The sequence below is a fragment of the Roseateles oligotrophus genome (assembly GCF_025717515.1).
In the GTDB taxonomy this organism is placed as follows: Bacteria; Pseudomonadota; Gammaproteobacteria; order Burkholderiales; family Burkholderiaceae_C; genus Paucibacter_A; species Paucibacter_A oligotrophus.
Genome location: NZ_JAJIRN010000006.1, coordinates 51754 through 70440, shown reverse-complemented (window position 1 = coordinate 70440; position 18687 = coordinate 51754). Strand labels below are relative to the sequence as shown.

The following is an 18687-nucleotide window of genomic DNA, read 5'->3' as shown; positions in this document are numbered from 1 at the left end:
TGATTTTGGGCAAGAGCCCGGCAATCCCTACTTGAGTTGCTGGCTCACAAGTCGTCCAGAATCGGGCGCAGCAAATCGTCCCATTGCTCGACGTCGGCCAGGCTGACGCTCAGCCACTCCAGCGCCGAGGGCGCATATGCGGCCCAGTCGGCGTCTTCTGGCAGACCTTCGTGCAAACGCATCAAATGCTCGGCAATCAGACCGGCCGCCACCAGCGTGTGCACCTCGGGCTCGACCATTTTGTCGCCCAGCGAAAGCAGGTCGTGATGCAGGCGGATGCCGGCCATCAACTCGGGCGCCATATTCCAGGCGCGGGCCAGCAGCGCACCGGCCACCGCATGGTCGGTGCGATGGTTGGCGTTCTCGGTCGCGATATAGGATCGGTCCACGCGGGCCGAGGCTTCCACCATGGTTGATCCGTAGCCGCGCACGCATTGCAGCAAGACCGGCATGCCGATATGGCAGAACAGGCCGTAGGTATGCGCCAGGTCGACCGAAATGCCCGGCAACTGCCTGGCCACAAAGGCCATCGCAGCGGCGCGCTTGGCCGAGCGCTCCCAAAAGCGCGCCAAATGCGGGCTGTTGACGGGGATCGCGTTCTTCAGCAAAAAGCCCGTCATGATGGCGGTGGTTTCTTTCAGGCCGATGCGCGTCATCGCCTGCCCGACGGTCGTGCAGGGCATGCCGTCGGAGATGTGGACGGGGCTGTTGGCCATGCGCAGCAGCGTGGCCGACATCGCCACATCACTGGCCGCGATGCGCGCCACCTCGTTCAGATCCGGTTGCGCCTGGGCCATCGTCTGCTGCAAGCGCGCCAGCAACTCGGGGCAGGGCGGAATGATGATGGTCTTGAGCGCTCCGCTCTTGCGCGAGTTGTCAATTTCTTGGCGAATTGCTGGGATGCTCATTGAATAGGGGCCAATTAATCGCGACTTCAGGGATGGGCGAGCCGCACAGCCTGTAAAGTGCCTTGCATTATCAGCATAGTCAGCCTCAGTCTGAGCGCTTATTGCTCGCTGCGACGAACAAGTTTCCGCTAAAGCATGGCCTTTTTCACTCGCAGAAAGTTCCCGAGCAAGCCGCACTGGGCTTGTGGCGGACTGCTGCTCGGGGTCTTATGGCTGCTGCCCAGTGCGGCCTTGGACAACAACCGTTTTTTGGATGCTGCCGCCAAGTTCAACCCCCGCACGGTTCTTGAAGCGCAGGCCTTGCTGCAGACAATTGAGCGCGCCGCAGCACTGGACGAGGCGCAGCGGCTGACGGCCATCAATAGCTATTTGAATCGCCGTATCGAGTTCCACGATGACATCGAGGTTTGGGGCAAGACCGATTACTGGGCCAGCCCCTTGGAAGCGCTGGACAAGGGGCGCGGCGACTGTGAGGACTACGCGATTGCCAAATATCTGAGCCTGCTCGCGGCCGGCACACCGGTGGCCAAGTTGCGCATGGTCTATGTGCGCGCGATGGTGGGCGGGCGCTCGCTCGCGCATATGGTGCTGGCCTACTATGCCGAGCCGGGAACGGAGCCTTTGATTCTGGATAATCTGATCGCAGATGTGCGCCCGGCCTCGCAGCGTCCGGACTTGCAGCCAGTCTTCAGCTTTAATGGCGAAGGCTTGTGGCAAGGAGTGGGCGCAACAACGGCCGGCGATCCCTTGGTGCGCTTGTCGCAGTGGCGGGAGTTGCTGGCCAAGGCCCGCGCGGAAGGTTTTTGAACGAAATGAAAACAATAGATTGGGATTTGCCATGTCCTTGATGCGTCAAGTCTGGTTGCTGGTGTTGGGCGTGGTCTTGCTGGCCTTGGCCGGCAGTGTGGCCGTGTCCACTTTTTCGACCCGGCAACTGTTGCAAACCCAGTTGCAGATCAAGAACAGCGACAACGCGTCAGCGCTCGCCTTGGCCTTGTCGCAGCAGCACGGCGATGCTGAGTTGATGGAGCTGCTGATTTCGGCGCAGTTCGACACCGGCTATTACCAAAGCGTGGTCTGGCGCAAGGCCGATGGCAAGCTTGCGTTCGAGCGCCGTACCTCCGCCCAGTCGGGCAAGGCGCCGGCCTGGTTTGTGTCCTTGTTGCCCATTGCCGTGCAGCCCGGCGTGGCGCAGGTCTCGAACGGCTGGAACGCGATCGGTTCGGTCGAAGTGCTCTCCCATTCGGCCTACGCACATGATGAGTTATGGCGCAGTCTGACCCGCATGGCCTTGCTCTTGGGAGCCTTGGCGCTGCTGGCGAGTGCAGCCGCCTATTTGGCGCTGCACCGCATCCGTCGCCCGCTCGATAACGCGGTCGCGCAGGCGCGGGCCGTCGTCGAGGGCAGTTTCCAGATCATCGAAGAGCCCCATGTCCCTGAGCTGAAGGGCCTGACTCAGGCGATGAACGCGATGGTGTTGCGGGTCAAAAGCATGTTCGAGGCGCAGGCCGATCAGCTGCAAGTGCTGCGGGTGCAAGCGCATTGCGATCCGTTGACGGGCATGAGTTCACGCAAGCATTTTCTGGCCGAGTTGGAGTCGGCGCTGACGCGCGATGAAGGCCCGCTGCAAGCCGGGCTGGTGCTGGTGCGTTTGCGCGATCTGGCCGGCCTCAATCAGCGTTTGGGACGCCCGGCGGTGGATCAAATTCTGCAAGCCATGGCCAAGGCCGTGATGGCCTATCCCGAGCGCGTGCGTGGCTGTTTGGCTGGCCGACTGAACGGTGCCGATTTTGCGCTGTGGCTGCCCGCACCCGACGTAGCCGCCGAGACGGCGCAAGCCTTGGCCGATGCCTTGCATGCCAGCTTGCCGGCCTTTGGCGGCGGCATCCAGGTGGCCTTGGGTGCGGTCGACCTGCCGCGCGAGTCGGCCGTTGGCGTCTGGTTCGGTGAAGCCGACGCGGCGCTGGCGCGGGCCGAGAATCAGCCCGGCTTTGTGGTCGAGTCGATCAATGCGAGCGCGCCCCAGCAACGGGCGCAAGGCGAGCGGGCTTGGCGGGAGCAGATCAGCGATGCAATCAAAGATCGGCGCGGCAAGCTGCTGCAATACCCGGTTTTGGACCGTGAGGGTCGGGTCTTGCATCTGGAATGCCCGCTGCAATTACAGTTGGAAGAAGCGGGCGAGTTCGAGCCGGCCACGCGCTGGCTGCCGCTGGCGGTGCGCAGCCGATTGACGGCCGATGTGGATCTGCTGGCGGTCTCGTTGGCGCTGGAGGCCATCGCCCAAGACGGCCAGCAACGCTGCGTCAATATCGCGCCGACTTCTTTGCTGGATGGCAACTTTGTCGCCCGTCTGCGTGATCAGGTCTTTCATGCGCCACAAGCCGCCCGCAAACTCGGCCTGGAGTTGGCCGAGAGTGCCGCGACCAATCATTTCGATCTGCTGTTCGAGATGGGCCGCCAGTTGCGACCGCTGGGCGTGAAGCTCGGGCTTGAGCATGCCGGCGCCGGCCTGGCGCAGGTCGATCGCCTTTATCAGGCCGGGCTGGACTATGTGAAGCTCGATGTCTCGGTCGTCACCGGTGTGTCGGGAGACGCGGCCCGCGCCGCCTTTGTGCGCGGCATGTTGGTGATGCTGCGCAGCCTGGCGCTGAAGGTCTACGCCGAAGGCCTGCGCGACGCGATGGACGTGCAGGCGCTGTGGGACTGCGAGTTGGACGGTGTGACGGGGCCTTGGGCGACGGCGCGCTTGAAGGCCTGACCTTGCGTCCAAATGCTAGTGCTCGGGACTTGGCGTTAACCCACCCCCCGATAGCAGGGTGAACCCCCGGAACCAGGGGGCGCTGACGCCTGCGCAATCCCTAGAATGAAGTGGCTGCTGCTGCGAAGTCTGCTAGCGAAGTAGTAAATCCCACTTCATCTTTAATAGGCGCCCACTATGAAACGCTTTTTATCGTCACGCATTGCAAATTTTGCTTCACGAGCGGCCTGTGCCGCCCTGTGTGGCGGCTTGTTGACCGCCACCGCTCAGGCGGCGCCATTGATTGGTCTTTACACCTTTGAAGGTGCTAATGGCAACTTTGCCAATGTTGTCGACGCCAGCGGCAACGGCAAGAACCCGACTTTTTATGAGCAGGGCCTCGTCTCGGTGACAACCGGCGGCCAGGGCTACCAGGGTGAAGCCGCCAAGTTCGCGCCGACCGGCAGTTGGTTCAACCCGGCGCCCAATGCAGCCCAGAACAGCGGCGGCGGCTTCACGGTCGGTATTGATATTTCGCCGAGCAAGGGCGATCTGACGATCGGCGGCTGGCTCAAGCTCTCACCGACATCCGCGACCACGCAGAACCCGAAGTACACTTTTTTCAGCCATGACGATGGGTGCTGGGACCGAGGCCTTTGGTTGGATGCTGCGGCCGGCAACTGGCAGACAACCGGTGGAAGCAACTGCACCGGCCCGCGCAACACGGGTGCCACGATGACGCTGAATGACTGGCATCTGGTGGTGGTCAGCATGGCCGGCATCAATGCCAGCCTCTACATTGACGGTGTGCTCAAGTCGACCACAGTTTCGGATGACTACGGAACGACCGCACCTGATCTGCGTTTTGGCGCTTTTGACCGCAGCGGCGGCACCGAGCCCTGGGAAGGGCTGATGGACAACTTGTTTGTCTTCTCCAGTGCCTTGACGGCCGGTCAAGTCAGCAGCATCAACAGCGACGGCTTGGCCGGCATTCAACGGGTTGCCGGCCTGGCGGGTGACCCGAGTGCCTCCGTGCCTGAGCCGAGCTCCTTATTGTTGGTGGCCTTGGCAGCCGGTGCGCTGGGATGGAGTCGCCGCAAGCCTTCTGCGCTTAGTTCTGCGCAGCGTTCAGAATAGGCTGATGACAGGATAGCGCCGCCATTCAGGCTCGGCATAACGCTGAGCCTTGGCGTAGATGAAATCAAGCAGGGCCGCTTGATTGGCGAGCAGTTCGGGGTGCTGGGTTTTCCAGGCCTCGAACTCGCTGCGCAAGCCGGGCTCCGTCTTCAGTAGCTCCAGCGCCGTGTCCTCGAACACATAGTCGGAGTAGTTCTCCTTCTTCTCCAGGATGCTGTTGAAAAAGCCCCAGCGGAAAAAGCTGTCATGCGCCTGCGGCTCCAGCGTTTCCACCGCATAGCGCGCATGGGGCTGATCCAGCGCCACCAGCACGTCACCGGCACGCGCTTGCACGCTCACCGCTTGCCGGCGCAGCGCCATTTGTTCGTGAAACAGCCGGCCCTCGTAAGGCCCCGGGCGCGAGCGAACCTCATCGACGATATAGGCCTGCCCCTGCAAGATCTGATCCGCGCTCAGGCGTTGCAGCTGCACGCCATTCCATTGCAGACGCTCAATCACTTCGCGCCAGGCTTGCGGAATCAGATATTGCTTGGGCGTGCTGACTTCCAATTCGGTCGTGCAGCGCTTGTACCAGGCGATGTCGCGCTCCCAGGGCTGGCTGCGGTCGTAAGTCAAGCGGCTGTAGTTGCCCAGCAAGCTCGGCCGCTGCAGCGCCGCATAGCCCTTGAAGCGAAAGCTGGCCGGGCGGCTGTAATCGGTCCGCCACAAGACCGGCCAGTTGCGCCGAGCTTGTGAGGCCTGCCTGGCGGCCCGGCGCAGCATCTGCAACTCGCCCGCGTTGACCACCGTGAAGGCCAGCACCACTTCGACCAGCGCGCGCATCGAGGCATAGCGGTCGGCAAAGGGCTTCAGCATATGGGTCTCGGGCATGAAACCTATGCAGTGGTGCAGGGCGGCGAAACCGGTCGAGAAGCGCGGCGTTTCAAGAAAGTCTTCGATGCCGTCATCGGGCGTCAGCTTGACCGGATTGACATAGGGGCAGGTCGGCCAACCGCGCTCGGTCATGGCCGCGTAAATGGCCGGCAGCATGCGGTCCATCAGATAGGGCCCCAGCCCGTCGCCGAGCTTGTCGAACTGGGTATGAATCAAGGTCATCGTGTAGGCGTAATCCGCACCGTTGGAGGTGTGGGTGTCCACCATCACATCGGGGTCCCAGTCGCTGAAGAAGCGGTTGAAGACCTGGGCGGCCAGGCTGTCGCATTTGATGAAGTCGCGGTTCAGATCGAGGTTGCGGCCGTTCGCCCGGAAGCCGAATTGCTCCGGCCCATCCTGGTTGACGCGCGAACTGGCCTGCCGGTTCAGGCAGCCGTCGACGTTGTAGACCGGGATGAATAAGAACACCGTTTCACCCAGGGCCGCCAGCCGTTCGGGCTGGGTGCAAAAGTCGCGCACCAGCGCCATGCAGGCATCAATGCCCTCGGGTTCGCCGGGGTGGATGCCGTTGTTGTTGAAGAACACCGGCCGCCCGGCCTGCTTGAGGGCCAAGCGCTCGAAGACGCCGTCAGCGCTGACCAGCCCCGCATGGATGGGCAGACCGTTGTCGGAGCTGCCGATCTGGAAGAAGCTCAAAACCCGCGGGAAGCGTGCCTGCAAGCGTTCATAAAAAGCAATGCATTCGGCCCACTGGGTGGTCTGATTTTGATTGCCTTGTTCAAACGGCGTGAGCAACAGGTCGGTGGCGGTGTCGGTCATGGTGGATGCGGCGAGCAGGGGTGGCAGGATGGGCTAAGGCGCGAATTATGGTCTCACCAAACCTCAGTTCAAAGCCAATGCCAGGGTCAGGTCATGCCTGTCGCGCAACAGGCAATCTGCTTGCTTGGTCTGGCCCGAAAAAACCTGAACAGGTGCTGTCTTTCTTTGCCTATTCCCATGGCGAGGCCTCTCGTGTTCTTGTCCTCTTCCTCGTATGCTTTTGCTTCGAATTCAAGCTGAGCGTCTTGTTTAAAGGGATTGCCATGCAAACTATTGCAAGCTGTAGCGGCATCCTTGCCACGTTGACGGTGGCCTTGGCGCAGGCGGCCGGGCCGGCCAGTGATGAGGAGCTGGCCGCGGTCTATGGTGATGCCGAGTTGATCAGCATTGCCACCGGCACTCGCCAGCCCCTGCGTCTGGCGCCGTCGGTGGCCAGCGTCATCACGGCCGCCGACATCAAGGCCTTGGGGATAAGCAATCTTGAGCGTCTGCTCGAAGGCGTGCCCGGCCTGCATGTCACGCGCGGAGGCGCCAACTACGAACCGCAATACGTGATGCGCGGCATTGTCAGTGGGCAGACCCCTCAATTGCTGCTGCTGCAAAACGGGCAGCCGATGACGACCATGTTAGTCGGCAACAAAGGGCAGATGTGGGGAGACTTCCCGGCCCAGCAGATCGCGCGCGTCGAGATCATTCGCGGCCCCGGCTCAGCGCTCTACGGCGCCGAGGCTTATAGCGGCGTCATCAACATCATCACCAAGACGGCGGCGGACCTGGCCGCCCTTTCATAGTCGCGAGGCCTGGTGGCAACATGGCCGCAAGCTCGGCGACTGGGAGCTGGCCGCCTATTTGCGGGCGGGCAGCACGGCCGGCCCCAAATCCATCATCGAGGCCGATGCGCAAAGCAGTCGCGACAAGGCTTTTGGGACTCATGCCAGCCTTGCGCCGGGGCCGCTCAACGCTGGCTATGACGCGCTCGACGTGCATCTCGACCTGTCACGCCCGCAGTGGCGGTTGCGGGCCGGCTACAAGCTGCGCGACGACATGGGCACAGGCGCCGGCATTGCGCAGTCGCTTGATCCGGTGGGCCGGGGGCGCTCCGAACGCATCAACACCGACCTGGGCTGGAGCGCTGCTCCGCTTGGCCGCGACTGGAGCCTGTCGGCCAACGCCGCCCTGTTGTTCTACAAGCAGCAAATTCCGGTCAATTTGCTGCTGTCGCCGCCGGGTACGCACTTCCCGACCGGGCTGTTGCCCGACGGCATGGTCGGCCACCCCGATACCTCGGAGCGCCAACTGCGCCTGAGCGCCGTGGCCAGCTATAGCGGCTGGCGCGGCCATGTGCTGCGCCTGGGTGTCGGCCACGATGATTTGAATCTTTATCACACCGCCACTTTCAAAAACTACATCGCCAACGCGGCCGGCGTGCCCGTGCTGCAGGGCCCGGTGGCCGACTACTCGGCGTCCTCGCCGTTTATGCTGCCGCAGCGACGCAAGGTGGACTATCTGTATCTGCAGGATGAGTGGCAGCTGGCACCCGAGTGGAGCCTCACCGCCGGCCTGCGGCATGACCGGATCGGCGCGGTGTCGGCTCTACCAGCAAGCCGCGCCTGGCCTTGGTCTGGGCGCTGAGCTATGACATGACGGCCAAGCTGCTGTACGGTTCGGCCTTTCGCGCGCCTTCGTTCAATGATCAGTTCGGCATCAATAATCCGACGCTGCGCGGCAACCCGAACATACAGCCCGAGACCATCAAGACGCTGGAGGCCGCGTTGGACTGGCTACTCGACAAGTCCCTGCACCTCAATCTGAATCTGTTTGATTTTCAAATGAACGACATCATTCGCGGTGTACCCAATAGCGAGCCCAACACCGGTTCGACGGTACGCAATGTCGGTCGCCAGGACGGTCGTGGCCTGGAAGCGCAACTGCAGTGGCAGGCCGATAGAAGTCTGCATCTGAGCGGCAGCTATAGCTATCAGCGCAACAGCGACCATGCCACCGGACTCGACGCCGGCTATGCGCCGCGCCACCATTTTTACGGTCGTGCCGACTGGCAAATCGTTGAAGCGCTGCAAATGAATGCGCTGCTCAATTGGGTCGCCGGGCGGCAATGCACGCCCGGCGACAGCCGCCCCCCGGTGGCCGACTACCGCACGCTGGACCTGAGCTTGACGCGCCAACTCGGCGCATGGTCCTTGTCCGACGCGCTGCTGAATATATTCAATGCCGATGCGCGTGAGCCCACGCCCGCGCCGGGCTTGATTCCGAACGATTTGCCCCTGCCGGGTCGTTCTTTCTTGCTGCAAGTGGTCTATCGGCTGTGAACTGCAAACGCGAGTCAGGGTCAGGGTCAGGTCATGCCTTCGGCTCAAATGCCCGAAAACTGAGCCGGTCTTGCCGCGCAGTGGCGACCAATTTGGCTTGCTCGCGAAGGTTGGCCGGCTAGCTTCATAATCCCCCGATATTTCGAAACGGAAAGGTTTTTTGCATGCTGTCTCGCCGTTCACTTCTGCTTGGCTTCTGGCTGCTCTGCCTTGCTTGCGCCGGGCTGCCGACTGCCGCGCATGCGGAGGAAGCTCCCGCGCTGCAGATTTGCACCGGCGACGATGAGAGCTTCCCTTGGCAGCTGAAAGACAGGCCGGGGGTATTGATGCACATGATGCGCATGGTGGAGCAGAGCGTGGGCGGCAAGTTCGTCATTACGCCCAAACCCTGGAAGCGCTGTTTGCTGGAACTCAAGTCAGGGCAGGTGGATGCCGCGTTCAAGGCCAGTTACAGCGCCGAGCGGGCCGCGGACGGTGCAGCGTATCCCATGCAGAGCGGGCGGCTAGATGTGGACAAACGCCTGCTGGTGGACAGCTACAGCCTGTTTCGACTCAAGGGCGCGCCGATCGAATGGGACGGTACGAAACTCATTGCCACCGGGGTGCTGGGGGCGCAAAGTGGGTTTTCCGTCGTGGCCCAATTGAAGGAGCTGGGCGCCAAGGTGGATGATGGCAATCGGCAGGCCGAAGCTTGTCTGCAAAAACTGCTGAGGGGTTATGTGGTGGCCGTGGCCTTGCAGACCCAGGAGGGCAATAGCTTGCTGGAACAGAACCCGGAATTCGCGGCGCGCATCGAACGTATACAGCCGGTGCTGGTGTCAAAACCCTATTTTCTGGTCTTTTCCCGCAACTACATTGCGGAGCATGAGTCGCAGGCGAGGTTGATCTGGACCCAGATCGCACAGGTGCGTGAATCGGATGCCTACAAGAAGCTGCTGAGCGACTTCAAATAGCTTGGGCGAGGCCTTCTTCATGACCCACCCGCAGTTGATCGCGACCGGACGCTTGCGCCATCGGTTTGTTGGCCTGCTTGTTGCCGCCGCTATCGCCACCATCGCAAGCAGGGGCGCGCAGGCGGCCGAACCGATCACCCATTTCAATGTGGTGCTGCTGCAGCCAAGCGCGGTGCTTGAAGAGCGCGTGCCCAGCATTGATGCGATGGCCGCCTATGTCAAAGCCGTCGAGGCGGCAGCACGTGAGGCGGTGATCGCCAGCGGGGTTCAGCAATCGGTCGGGGGCTTTATCGTGGTGGCGGTGCGGCCCGGCCTCAAGTCGAATGTCTGGCTCGACTTCGACGCCATGCTGGACTTGGGCCTGAAGCAGCAGATCGGCACGCGGGTCAGGGCGGTGGCGCCGTTCGAGGCGATCAAGGGGCCGGTCGTGTTCGCGCTGAAAGTGGCCACCTGGAACGGCAAAGAATCGAAGCGTTTGGCGCCGGCGCCGCTTGAGTGGAAGCAGGCCCCGCGCGCTGGCGGCCCGCTGGAGGTGGGTGAGTTGGTCGAGAGTCTCTGGACCGACTAGTTTCAGCCAATATCCCCGCAGTGAAGATCGAAGGGGCGGCCCAAGCGGCGGTCCTCAAAAAAATGCTTCAAGGTCTCGCGCACGGTGCGGAAGGCCAAGTCATCCCAGGGAATTTCATGCTCGTGGAAGAGCTTGGCTTCGAGCGTCTCCGGGCCCGGATTGAATTGATCCGACAGCAGGCGGGCGCGGTAGTAGAGGTGGATTTGCCCGACCTTGACCACATTCATCAGGCAGTAGAGCGGCTGCAACTCGATTTGCGCACCGGCCTCTTCATCGGTCTCGCGCTGTGCGCCCTCGGCCGCTGTTTCACCCAGTTCCAGGAAGCCGGCCGGCAGGGTCCACAAGCCATATCGAGGTTCGATCGCGCGTCGGCATAACAGCACTTGCTCACCAAAGACGGGCAGGGTGCCGACCACATTGATCGGGTTTTCGTAATGGACGCTGGCGCAGGCGGAACAGGTGGCGCGTTCGCGGTTGTCATCGGCCGGCACGCGGTAGTCGACCGCGGCACCACAGCTGGGGCAATGTTTGAAGCGTCTTGGGTTCCACATAGGCCAGAGTTTAGCGGCCCGGCATGAAGCCTTCATGGCATCATCCGCATCCATGGAACTCTTCAATTACTTTCGCTCCTCGGCCTCTTATCGCGTGCGCATTGCGCTGGCGCTGAAAGGGCTTGATTACGACTACCGCGCGGTTCATCTGGCCAAGAACGAACAGTTCGATCCGGCCTATGTCAGCGCCTCGCTGTCCAAGCTGGTGCCGCTCTTGCGTGACGGCGACGCGGTGATCAGCCAGTCGATGGCCATCATCGAATACCTCGATGAAACCCACCCTTTGCCGCCGCTGTTGCCTGCCGACGCCTTGGGCCGTGCGCAGGTGCGCGCGCTGGCGCAAGACATCGCCTGCGAGATTCATCCGCTCAACAATCTGCGCGTGCTGCGCTACCTGAACAAGGAAATGGGCGTCGATGAGGACAATAAAAACCGCTGGTACCGTCACTGGGTCGAGACCGGCCTGGAGGTGGTTGAGCAGCGCCTGAAAGCAGGTGCAGGCCGGTTCTGCCACGGCGATACGCCGGGCCTGGCCGACTGTGTGCTGGTGCCGCAGATCTTCAACGCCCAGCGCTTTGACTGCCGGCTCGACCATGTGCCCGAGGTGATGCGGGTGTTCGCCAACTGCATGGCGCTGGACGCCTTCGCCAAGACCCAGCCCTCCGCCTGCCCGGATGCCGAGTGAAGGCCAGGTGATGATGGATGCCGACTGGTTGCAGCCCTCATGGCCGCTGCAGAGCGAGGGTGTGAGATCCTTCATGACCACGCGGGCCGGTGGCGTCAGCGGTGGTGCTTTCGGGAGCATGAATGTCGGCGCGGCGGTGCAGGATGATCCGGCCGCAGTGGCCGAGAACCGCGCGCGAGTCGATCGGGCCTTGGCAGCCAAGGCGGTGTTTTTGCGTCAGGTGCATGGCAGCGAGGTCGTGCTCTTGAATCCGTCCCATGCCTTGCACGCTGCCGAGGCGCCGGTTGCCGATGCCAGCGTCAGCACGCTGCCGGGCTTGGCCGTGGCGATTCAGGTGGCCGATTGTTTGCCGGTCTTGTTTGCAGCGCCCGGCGGCGTGGCTGGTGCTCATGCCGGCTGGCGCGGGCTGGCGGGCGGCGTGCTGGAGAACACCGTCGCGGCGCTTTGCCGGGCGGCGGCTTGCCAGCCGGCTGATGTGCAGGCCTGGCTGGGGGCTTGCATCGGCCCCGAGGCCTTCGAGGTCGGGCCCGAAGTGCTGGGGGCTTTTGGTGCCCGAAGCGATGCCGAATCGAGCGAGTTTTTTCGGTTCCGGCCCAACGCGATGGGCGAAGCGCGCTGGCGCGCCGATCTGCCCGGGCTGGCGCGTCAACGCTTGTTCGCTTTGGGTTTGACTCAGGTCGGCGGTGGCAGTTGGTGCACCTTCAGCGACGCTTCACGGTTCTTTTCTTACCGGCGCGAGCATGTCAGCGGGCGCATGGTCGCGGCCATCTGCCTGGCCTGATTCGGCCGTAGCTGCTTCCCTCTCCAGCTGTTCTTGCCGTCTGCGAGCCTTTTTTCGGTGTGGCGTGCCGAGCAAATACAAGACGATGGAAATCGGCAAGACCCCGTAAAGCAGCAGCGTCACGATGGCGCCCAGAATACTGCCCTGGCTGCTGGTGGCTTCGGCCAAGGCCATCATCAGGGCCACATAGCCCCATGCAATTGCGATCAGATACATGGTTGGAGCTTGTCCGTAAGACCCCGGCTGTTGACGGATAAGTTCTTAGTCATAAGCGGGTAAGACAAGGAGGTTACAACAAGGTCTGCGATGATGGGATTGCTTAGCGCACAAGTCTTTGAGCCCACCTGCTAATTGTTTGAGGAAACCCATGACCCGTAAGACGAAAGCCGCCGAGGCTGCCGCTCCCAATACAGTCCCTGAGGCCATGTCCACCGAGGCGATTGCCGCCGCAGCCGCCGAAACCGCCGCCGGTTTTGGCGAAATGTGGAAGACCCTGGCCGGCTTGCAAATCCCCCCGGCCTCGCTGGCCGAGTTGCAGAGCAACTATCTCAATCAAGCCACGGCGCTGTGGAATGCCTCGCTGCAAAGCAGCCAGGGCAAGCCGGCCGAGCCGGCCAAGCCGCTGACCGATCGCCGCTTTGCCAACCCGGCCTGGACTGCCAATCCCGCCAGCGCTTTCATGGCGCAGCTCTATTTGCTGAACGCCAGTACCTTGCAGCAGATGGCCGAAAAGGTCGAGGGCGAAGACAAGGCGCGGGCGCGTGTGCGCTTTGCCGTTCAGCAGTTTGTCGACGCCGCCTCGCCGAGCAATTTTTTGGCGCTCAACCCGGAGGCGCAGGCCTTGGCCTTGGAAAGCAAGGGCGAGACGTTGACCAAGGGCATGCAGATGCTCTGGAACGATTTGCAGCGCGGCCATGTTTCGCAGACGGATGAGAGCGCCTTCGAGGTCGGGCGCAATGTCGCCACCACCGCCGGCGATATCGTTTTCGAGAACGAGTTCTTTCAGCTGATCGAATACAAGCCGCTGACCGAGAAGGTGTTCGAGCGCCCGTTGCTGTTTGTGCCGCCTTGCATCAACAAGTACTACATCCTCGATCTGCAGCCCGACAACTCCTTGATCCGCTATGCGGTGGCGCAGGGGCACCGCTTGTTTGTGATCAGCTGGCGCAACCCGGATGAGTCCTGCAAGGGCTGGACCTGGGACGACTATATCGAGCAGGCTGCCATCAAGGCGATCAGCGTAACGCAGGAGATCAGCGGCTCCAAAACCATCGACACGCTGGGTTTTTGCGTCGGCGGCACCATTTTGTCGACCGCCCTGGGCGTGTTGGCGGCACGCGGCGAGCAGCCGGCCGCCAGCGTCACCTTGCTGACCACGCTGATCGATTTTTCCAGCAACGGCATTCTCGATATCTTTGTCGATGAGGCCTCGGTGAAAAAGCGCGAGACCACCATCGGTTTGCAAGCACCCAAGGGCCCCGGCCTCTTGAAAGGCCAGGAGCTGGGCAGCACCTTCAGCATGTTGCGTCCGAATGATCTGGTCTGGAACTATGTGGTCGGCAACTATCTGAAGGGCGAGGCGCCGCCACCGTTTGATCTGCTGTACTGGAACGGCGACTCGACCAATATGAGTGGCCCGATGTACTGCTGGTATTTGCGCCACACCTATTTGCAGAATGACCTGAAGATCCCCGGCCGCTTGACGGTTTGTGGCGAGCCGCTGGATCTCGGCAAGATCAAGGCGCCGGTCTATATCTACGGCTCGCGCGAGGACCATATCGTGCCCTGGGAAGCCGCCTACCGCAGCACGCAAGTCTTCAAGGGTGAATGCCGCTATGTGCTCGGCGCCTCCGGCCATATCGCCGGCGTGATCAACCCACCGGCGAAGAAAAAGCGCAGCCACTGGATTGGCAAGACGGATGCGCTGCCGCCCTCGGCCGATGACTGGATGGCCTCGGCCACCGAGCAGCCCGGCAGTTGGTGGACCGATTGGTCGGAGTGGTTGGCGGCTCATGCCGGCGCGCTCAAGCCCGCACCCAAAACGCCCGGCAATCGCAAGTACAAGGTGATCGAGCCGGCGCCGGGCCGCTACGTGCAAGAAAAAGCTTGACTCCGCAAGCGCTGTGAAACCAGCCGAAACCCGCTATATGTGAATTTTCACCCTCCCGGTCGAGCTAAACTCGACCGGATAACTTGTTAGTTACTCAGAGCATAGAGAAGAGAAAGTAAAAATGACCGATATCGTGATCGTCTCTGCGGCCCGTACCGCGATTGGTAAATTCGGTGGCACGCTCGCCAAGACTTCCGCCGTTGACTTGGGTGCCACCGTGGTGCGCGATCTCTTGCGCCGCAGCGGCCTCGACGGCGCGCAGATCAGTGAAGTGATCCTGGGTCAGGTCTTGACGGCCGGCGCCGGCCAGAACCCGGCCCGCCAGACGGTGATCAAGTCGGGCCTGCCCAACACGGTGCCGGCGATGACGATCAACAAGGTCTGCGGCTCCGGCCTGAAGGCCGTGATGCTGGCGGCGCAGGCGATCCGTGATGGCGATTCCGAAATCGTCATCGCCGGCGGCCAGGAGAGCATGAGCCTGAGCGCCCATGTGCTGCCGGGTTCGCGCGACGGCCAGCGCATGGGTGACTGGAAGCTGGTCGACACGATGATCGTCGACGGCCTGTGGGACGTCTACAACCAGTACCACATGGGCATCACGGCCGAGAACGTGGCCAAGCAATATGGCATCAGCCGCGAGGCGCAGGACGCCTTGGCTTTTGGCTCGCAGCAAAAGGCCGCCGCCGCGCAAGACGCGGGCCGCTTCAAGGATGAAATCGCCGCAGTGACGATCCCGCAAAAGAAGGGCGACGCGATCATTTTTGATGCCGACGAGTTCATCAATCGCAAGAGCAATGCCGAAGCGCTGGCCGGCCTGCGCCCCGCCTTCGACAAGGCCGGCAGCGTCACCGCCGGCAATGCCTCGGGCTTGAACGACGGCGCCGCCGGTCTGCTGATCATGTCGGCCGCCAAGGCCGCCAGCCTGGGCTTGACGCCGCTGGCCCGCATCGCCTCCTACGCCTCGGCCGGCTTGGATCCGTCCATCATGGGCATGGGCCCGGTGCCTGCCGCCAAGAAGGCGCTCGAGCGCGCCGGCTGGAAGGCGCAAGACCTGGACTTGCTGGAAATCAACGAAGCCTTTGCCGCGCAGGCCTGCGCCGTGCATCAGGAAATGGGTTGGGATCTCAGCAAGGTCAATGTCAATGGCGGTGCGATTGCGCTGGGTCACCCGATCGGCGCATCCGGCGCCCGCATCCTGGTCACGCTGTTGCACGAAATGCAGCGTCGCAATGCCAAGAAGGGCATTGCCTCCTTGTGCATCGGTGGTGGCATGGGCGTGGCGCTGACCGTTGAGCGCTAAATTTTCGAAGCTAACGATTGGTCAGGATTAGGGCCAACCCGCTTGACCCAGACCCGCACTTGCGGAACTCTGGGCGAGCCATCCGTTTTTTTAATTCTTGGAGACAAACATGACTCAGAAAGTAGCTTACGTCACCGGTGGCATGGGCGGCATCGGGACTTCGATGTGCCAGCGCCTGCATAAAGAAGGTTTCAAAGTCATCGCCGGTTGCGGCCCGAGCCGCGACTTCGACAAATGGTTGAGCGAGCAGGCCGCTTTGGGCTACACCTTCTATGCGTCGGTTGGCAATGTGGCCGATTGGGACTCCACCGTCGAGGCCTTCGCCAAGGTCAAGGCCGAGTATGGCCCGGTGGCGGTGCTGGTCAACAACGCCGGCATCACCCGCGACGGCATGTTCCGCAAGATGAGCCGCGATGACTGGGATGCGGTGATGAACACCAATCTGAACAGCATGTTCAACGTCACCAAGCAGGTGATCGAAGACATGCTGGACAAGGGCTGGGGCCGCATCATCAATATCTCCTCGGTCAATGGCGAGAAGGGGCAGTTCGGCCAGACCAACTACTCGGCCGCCAAGGCCGGCATGCACGGCTTCACGATGGCGCTGGCGCAAGAAGTGGCGAGCAAGGGCGTGACGGTCAACACCGTCAGCCCCGGCTATATCGGGACCGACATGGTCAAGGCGATTCGCCCCGATGTGCTGGAGAAGATCGTCGCCACCATCCCGATCAAGCGTTTGGGCAAGCCGGAGGAAATCGCCTCCGTGGTGGCCTGGTTGGCGGGCGAGGATTCCGGCTTCACGACCGGCGCCGATTTCAGCTGCAACGGTGGTCTGCACATGGGCTAAACCCGTCTCGGGGTTTGCTTGAGGCAAGGTGAGGGAGTCGCGGCCGCGAGGCTGCGGCTCCCTTTGTCCTTGTGGGCCGCAGCAAGGCAAGCGATGCAAGGCAATAATGTCGCTCCAGAATTTAGCTTGGTAGGGAATCGTGATGGCAATGGACGTGGTCGATTTTGAAATCAAGGGCGCCGAGATGCAGTTCGTCGAGGTCGAGCTCGACCCTGGCGAGGCGGCCGTCGGCGAGGCCGGCAGCATGATGTTCATGGATGCGGGCATCCATATGGATACGGTCTTTGGGGATGGCGCACCGCAGCAGGGCGGTTTCTTCGGCAAGCTGATGGGTGCGGGCAAGCGCTTGATCACCGGTGAGTCGCTGTTCACCACCGTCTACACCAATCAGAGCTCAAGCAAACAGCGCGTGGCCTTTGCCGCGCCCTATCCGGGCAAGATCTTGCCGATGGATTTACGCCAGCTCGGCGGCACCTTGATCTGCCAGAAAGACGCTTTTTTGTGCGCGGCGCGCGGAGTCTCGCTGGGTATCGCCGTACAACAAAAGCTCTCGACCGGGTTTTTTGGCGGCGAGGGTTTCATCATGCAAAAGCTGGACGGCGACGGTCTGGCCTTTGTCCATGCCGGCGGCACCGTGGTGCGGCGCACGCTGCAGCCCGGTCAGACCTTGCTGGTCGATACCGGCTGCGTGGTCGCTTACACGCCGAATGTTTCGTTCGAGATTCAGTATGTCGGCAAGATCAAGACGGCCTTGTTTGGCGGTGAGGGCTTGTTCCTGGCCAAGTTGACCGGGCCGGGGGAGCTCTGGCTGCAAAGCCTGCCGTTCTCGCGCCTGGCTTCGCGCATCTTCGCGGCCGCGCCGCAGCGCGGTGGCAGCCGTGAAGAGGGCTCCGTGCTCGGGGGCTTTGCCAGCGGGGGTTTATTGGGTGGTTTGCTGGGCGGCGATAACGACGAGTAAGCGCGGGCAATTACACTCAGAGGGTTGGCATAAGCCCCCTTTTTCTCCGTGTTTGCTGCGTTTCTTACGCTTCGTATCCCTGCGCTTATGCGCTCCCTTCAAGGAATTCCTGATGTCGTTTCAGTCCTGGCCCCGCCTTGCCGTGGCCCTGAGTTTGTCTGCGCTAGCGATGTCTGCTGCTGCCGACCCGGCCAAGCCGATCTTTGTATTGAACTCACTGGACGCCGACATCAGCGTGGTTGACCCGGTCAGCTTCAAGCAAATCAAGCGCATCCCGACCGGCAAGGAACCCCATCACCTTTACTTGTCCCCGGACGCAAAGTCCTTGTTGGTGGCGAATGCGCTGGGTGATTCACTGACCTTTCTGGACCCCCATACCGCCGAGGTTCAGCGTGTCGTGCAGGGTATTCACGACCCCTATCACCTGCGCTTCTCGCCCGATATGAAGTGGCTCATCACCGCCGCCAATCGGCTGGACTACGTCAATTTCTACAGCTGGACGCCGGCCAGCAAGACCGAACCGCTGAAGCTGGTCAAGCGCATCAGCGCGCCCAAGACGCCCAGCCATCTGGCCATCGACAGCAAGAGCAGCACGCTTTATGTGAGCCTGCAGGACAGCAACGAGCTGCTGTCCGTGGACCTGGCGACGCAGACGCCACGCTGGAAGATCACGGTCGGCGAAATGCCGGCCGACATCTTCTTGACCGCCGATGACAAGCACATCCTGGTCGCCCTGACCGGTGACGCGGTGGTGGAGGTTTATGACGTCAGTGCTGCCGGCGGCAGCACGCCGCCGAAGCTGCTCAAGCGCCTGCCCACCGGCAAGGGCGCGCATTCCTTCCGCGCCTGGGGCGATCGCCGTCACGTCTTGGTCAGCAACCGGGTCGCCAACACCATCAGCAAGATCGATACGCAGACCTTCACCGTCGTTGATCAATTCCCCGGCCCCAGCGGCCCGGACGATATGGAAGTGATGGGGGACGGCAAGACTATTCTTGTGAACTCGCGCTGGGCCGGCAAGCTGACCGAGATCGACACCAAGACCCGCAAGGTCGTGCGCCAGGTCAAGGTCGGCAAGTCGCCGCATGGGGTCTTCACGCTGGATAGCCAGCCGCGCCAATGATGCGAGCCCT

General features: G+C 62.1%; 19 protein-coding genes. 15 read left to right on the top strand and 4 right to left on the bottom strand.

Annotated features, from left to right (window positions below; translation table 11 throughout):
* Window positions 1–44: 44 nt before the first annotated feature.
* Window positions 45–908 carry an HDOD domain-containing protein gene (locus LNV07_RS13740; RefSeq protein ID WP_263571733.1) on the bottom strand — a complete coding sequence of 288 codons (864 nt, stop codon included), beginning with the start codon at window positions 906–908 and terminating at the stop codon, window positions 45–47.
* Window positions 909–1043: 135 nt separating this feature from the next.
* On the opposite strand from LNV07_RS13740, the gene LNV07_RS13735 reads away from it, so the two are divergent.
* From LNV07_RS13735 to LNV07_RS13725, 3 genes are all read left to right on the top strand, one after another.
* On the top strand, window positions 1044–1715 hold the full coding sequence (locus LNV07_RS13735) for a transglutaminase-like cysteine peptidase (RefSeq protein ID WP_263571732.1): 672 nt from the start codon (window positions 1044–1046) through the stop codon (window positions 1713–1715).
* 31 nt (window positions 1716–1746) lie between these two features.
* Window positions 1747–3666 carry a bifunctional diguanylate cyclase/phosphodiesterase gene (locus LNV07_RS13730; protein WP_263571731.1) on the top strand — a complete coding sequence of 640 codons (1920 nt, stop codon included), beginning with the start codon at window positions 1747–1749 and terminating at the stop codon, window positions 3664–3666.
* A gap of 177 nt (window positions 3667–3843) precedes the next feature.
* Window positions 3844–4782 carry a LamG domain-containing protein gene (locus LNV07_RS13725; protein ID WP_263571730.1) on the top strand — a complete coding sequence of 313 codons (939 nt, stop codon included), beginning with the start codon at window positions 3844–3846 and terminating at the stop codon, window positions 4780–4782.
* Here LNV07_RS13725 and LNV07_RS13720 read toward each other — a convergent pair.
* A complete protein-coding gene (locus tag LNV07_RS13720) occupies window positions 4774–6474 on the bottom strand; it encodes a M14 family zinc carboxypeptidase (protein ID WP_263571729.1) in 1701 nt (566 codons plus the stop codon). The genes LNV07_RS13725 and LNV07_RS13720 overlap by 9 nt on opposite strands.
* Window positions 6475–6737: 263 nt before the next feature.
* Here LNV07_RS13720 and LNV07_RS13715 point away from each other — a divergent pair, with 263 nt between their 5' ends.
* From LNV07_RS13715 to LNV07_RS13695, 5 genes are all read left to right on the top strand, one after another.
* Window positions 6738–7265 carry a TonB-dependent receptor plug domain-containing protein gene (locus LNV07_RS13715; RefSeq protein WP_263571728.1) on the top strand — a complete coding sequence of 176 codons (528 nt, stop codon included), beginning with the start codon at window positions 6738–6740 and terminating at the stop codon, window positions 7263–7265.
* Between the two features lie 58 nt (window positions 7266–7323).
* Window positions 7324–8106, top strand: a complete 783-nt coding sequence (locus LNV07_RS13710; RefSeq protein ID WP_263571727.1) for a TonB-dependent receptor domain-containing protein — start codon at window positions 7324–7326, stop codon at window positions 8104–8106.
* 8 nt (window positions 8107–8114) lie between these two features.
* Window positions 8115–8801: a TonB-dependent receptor plug domain-containing protein gene (locus LNV07_RS13705; RefSeq protein WP_263571726.1), complete on the top strand. Its 687-nt coding sequence runs from the start codon at window positions 8115–8117 to the stop codon at window positions 8799–8801.
* 164 nt (window positions 8802–8965) lie between these two features.
* Entirely contained in the window at window positions 8966–9754 is a 789-nt protein-coding gene (locus LNV07_RS13700) for a substrate-binding periplasmic protein (protein WP_263571725.1), read from the top strand.
* 19 nt (window positions 9755–9773) lie between these two features.
* Window positions 9774–10322, top strand: a complete 549-nt coding sequence (locus LNV07_RS13695; protein ID WP_263571724.1) for a hypothetical protein — start codon at window positions 9774–9776, stop codon at window positions 10320–10322.
* A 2-nt stretch (window positions 10323–10324) separates the two neighbouring features.
* Here the strand turns inward: LNV07_RS13695 and LNV07_RS13690 are convergent, their stop codons facing one another.
* The gene (locus tag LNV07_RS13690) at window positions 10325–10873 is read right to left on the bottom strand and encodes an NUDIX hydrolase (protein WP_263571723.1); all 549 of its coding nucleotides are present in this window, start codon (window positions 10871–10873) and stop codon (window positions 10325–10327) included.
* A 52-nt stretch (window positions 10874–10925) separates the two neighbouring features.
* Here LNV07_RS13690 and maiA point away from each other — a divergent pair, with 52 nt between their 5' ends.
* Both maiA and pgeF read left to right on the top strand, forming a co-directional pair.
* Window positions 10926–11558: a maleylacetoacetate isomerase gene (gene maiA / locus LNV07_RS13685; protein ID WP_263572068.1), complete on the top strand. Its 633-nt coding sequence runs from the start codon at window positions 10926–10928 to the stop codon at window positions 11556–11558.
* Window positions 11548–12339 carry a peptidoglycan editing factor PgeF gene (gene pgeF, locus LNV07_RS13680; protein WP_263571722.1) on the top strand — a complete coding sequence of 264 codons (792 nt, stop codon included), beginning with the start codon at window positions 11548–11550 and terminating at the stop codon, window positions 12337–12339. Before maiA ends, pgeF begins: the two co-directional genes overlap by 11 nt.
* Here pgeF and LNV07_RS13675 read toward each other — a convergent pair.
* Entirely contained in the window at window positions 12271–12555 is a 285-nt protein-coding gene (locus tag LNV07_RS13675) for a hypothetical protein (protein ID WP_263571721.1), read from the bottom strand. The two genes, pgeF and LNV07_RS13675, sit on opposite strands and share 69 nt — an antisense overlap.
* Before the next feature lie 208 nt (window positions 12556–12763).
* On the opposite strand from LNV07_RS13675, the gene phaC reads away from it, so the two are divergent.
* The 5 genes from phaC to LNV07_RS13650 all read left to right on the top strand — a co-directional run bounded on the left by phaC (window position 12764) and on the right by LNV07_RS13650 (window position 18677).
* Window positions 12764–14449 (top strand): class I poly(R)-hydroxyalkanoic acid synthase, encoded by a 1686-nt coding sequence (phaC, locus tag LNV07_RS13670; RefSeq protein WP_397545572.1) that lies wholly within the window; start codon window positions 12764–12766, stop codon window positions 14447–14449.
* 121 nt (window positions 14450–14570) lie between these two features.
* Window positions 14571–15749 carry an acetyl-CoA C-acetyltransferase gene (locus LNV07_RS13665; RefSeq protein ID WP_263571720.1) on the top strand — a complete coding sequence of 393 codons (1179 nt, stop codon included), beginning with the start codon at window positions 14571–14573 and terminating at the stop codon, window positions 15747–15749.
* 109 nt (window positions 15750–15858) lie between these two features.
* Complete coding sequence (gene phbB / locus LNV07_RS13660; protein WP_263571719.1) at window positions 15859–16596, top strand: acetoacetyl-CoA reductase; 738 nt, start codon at window positions 15859–15861, stop codon at window positions 16594–16596.
* 142 nt (window positions 16597–16738) lie between these two features.
* A complete protein-coding gene (locus LNV07_RS13655; protein ID WP_263571718.1) occupies window positions 16739–17554 on the top strand; it encodes a TIGR00266 family protein in 816 nt (271 codons plus the stop codon).
* Window positions 17555–17666: 112 nt separating this feature from the next.
* Window positions 17667–18677: a YncE family protein gene (locus tag LNV07_RS13650; RefSeq protein WP_263571717.1), complete on the top strand. Its 1011-nt coding sequence runs from the start codon at window positions 17667–17669 to the stop codon at window positions 18675–18677.
* Window positions 18678–18687 lie beyond the last annotated feature (10 nt).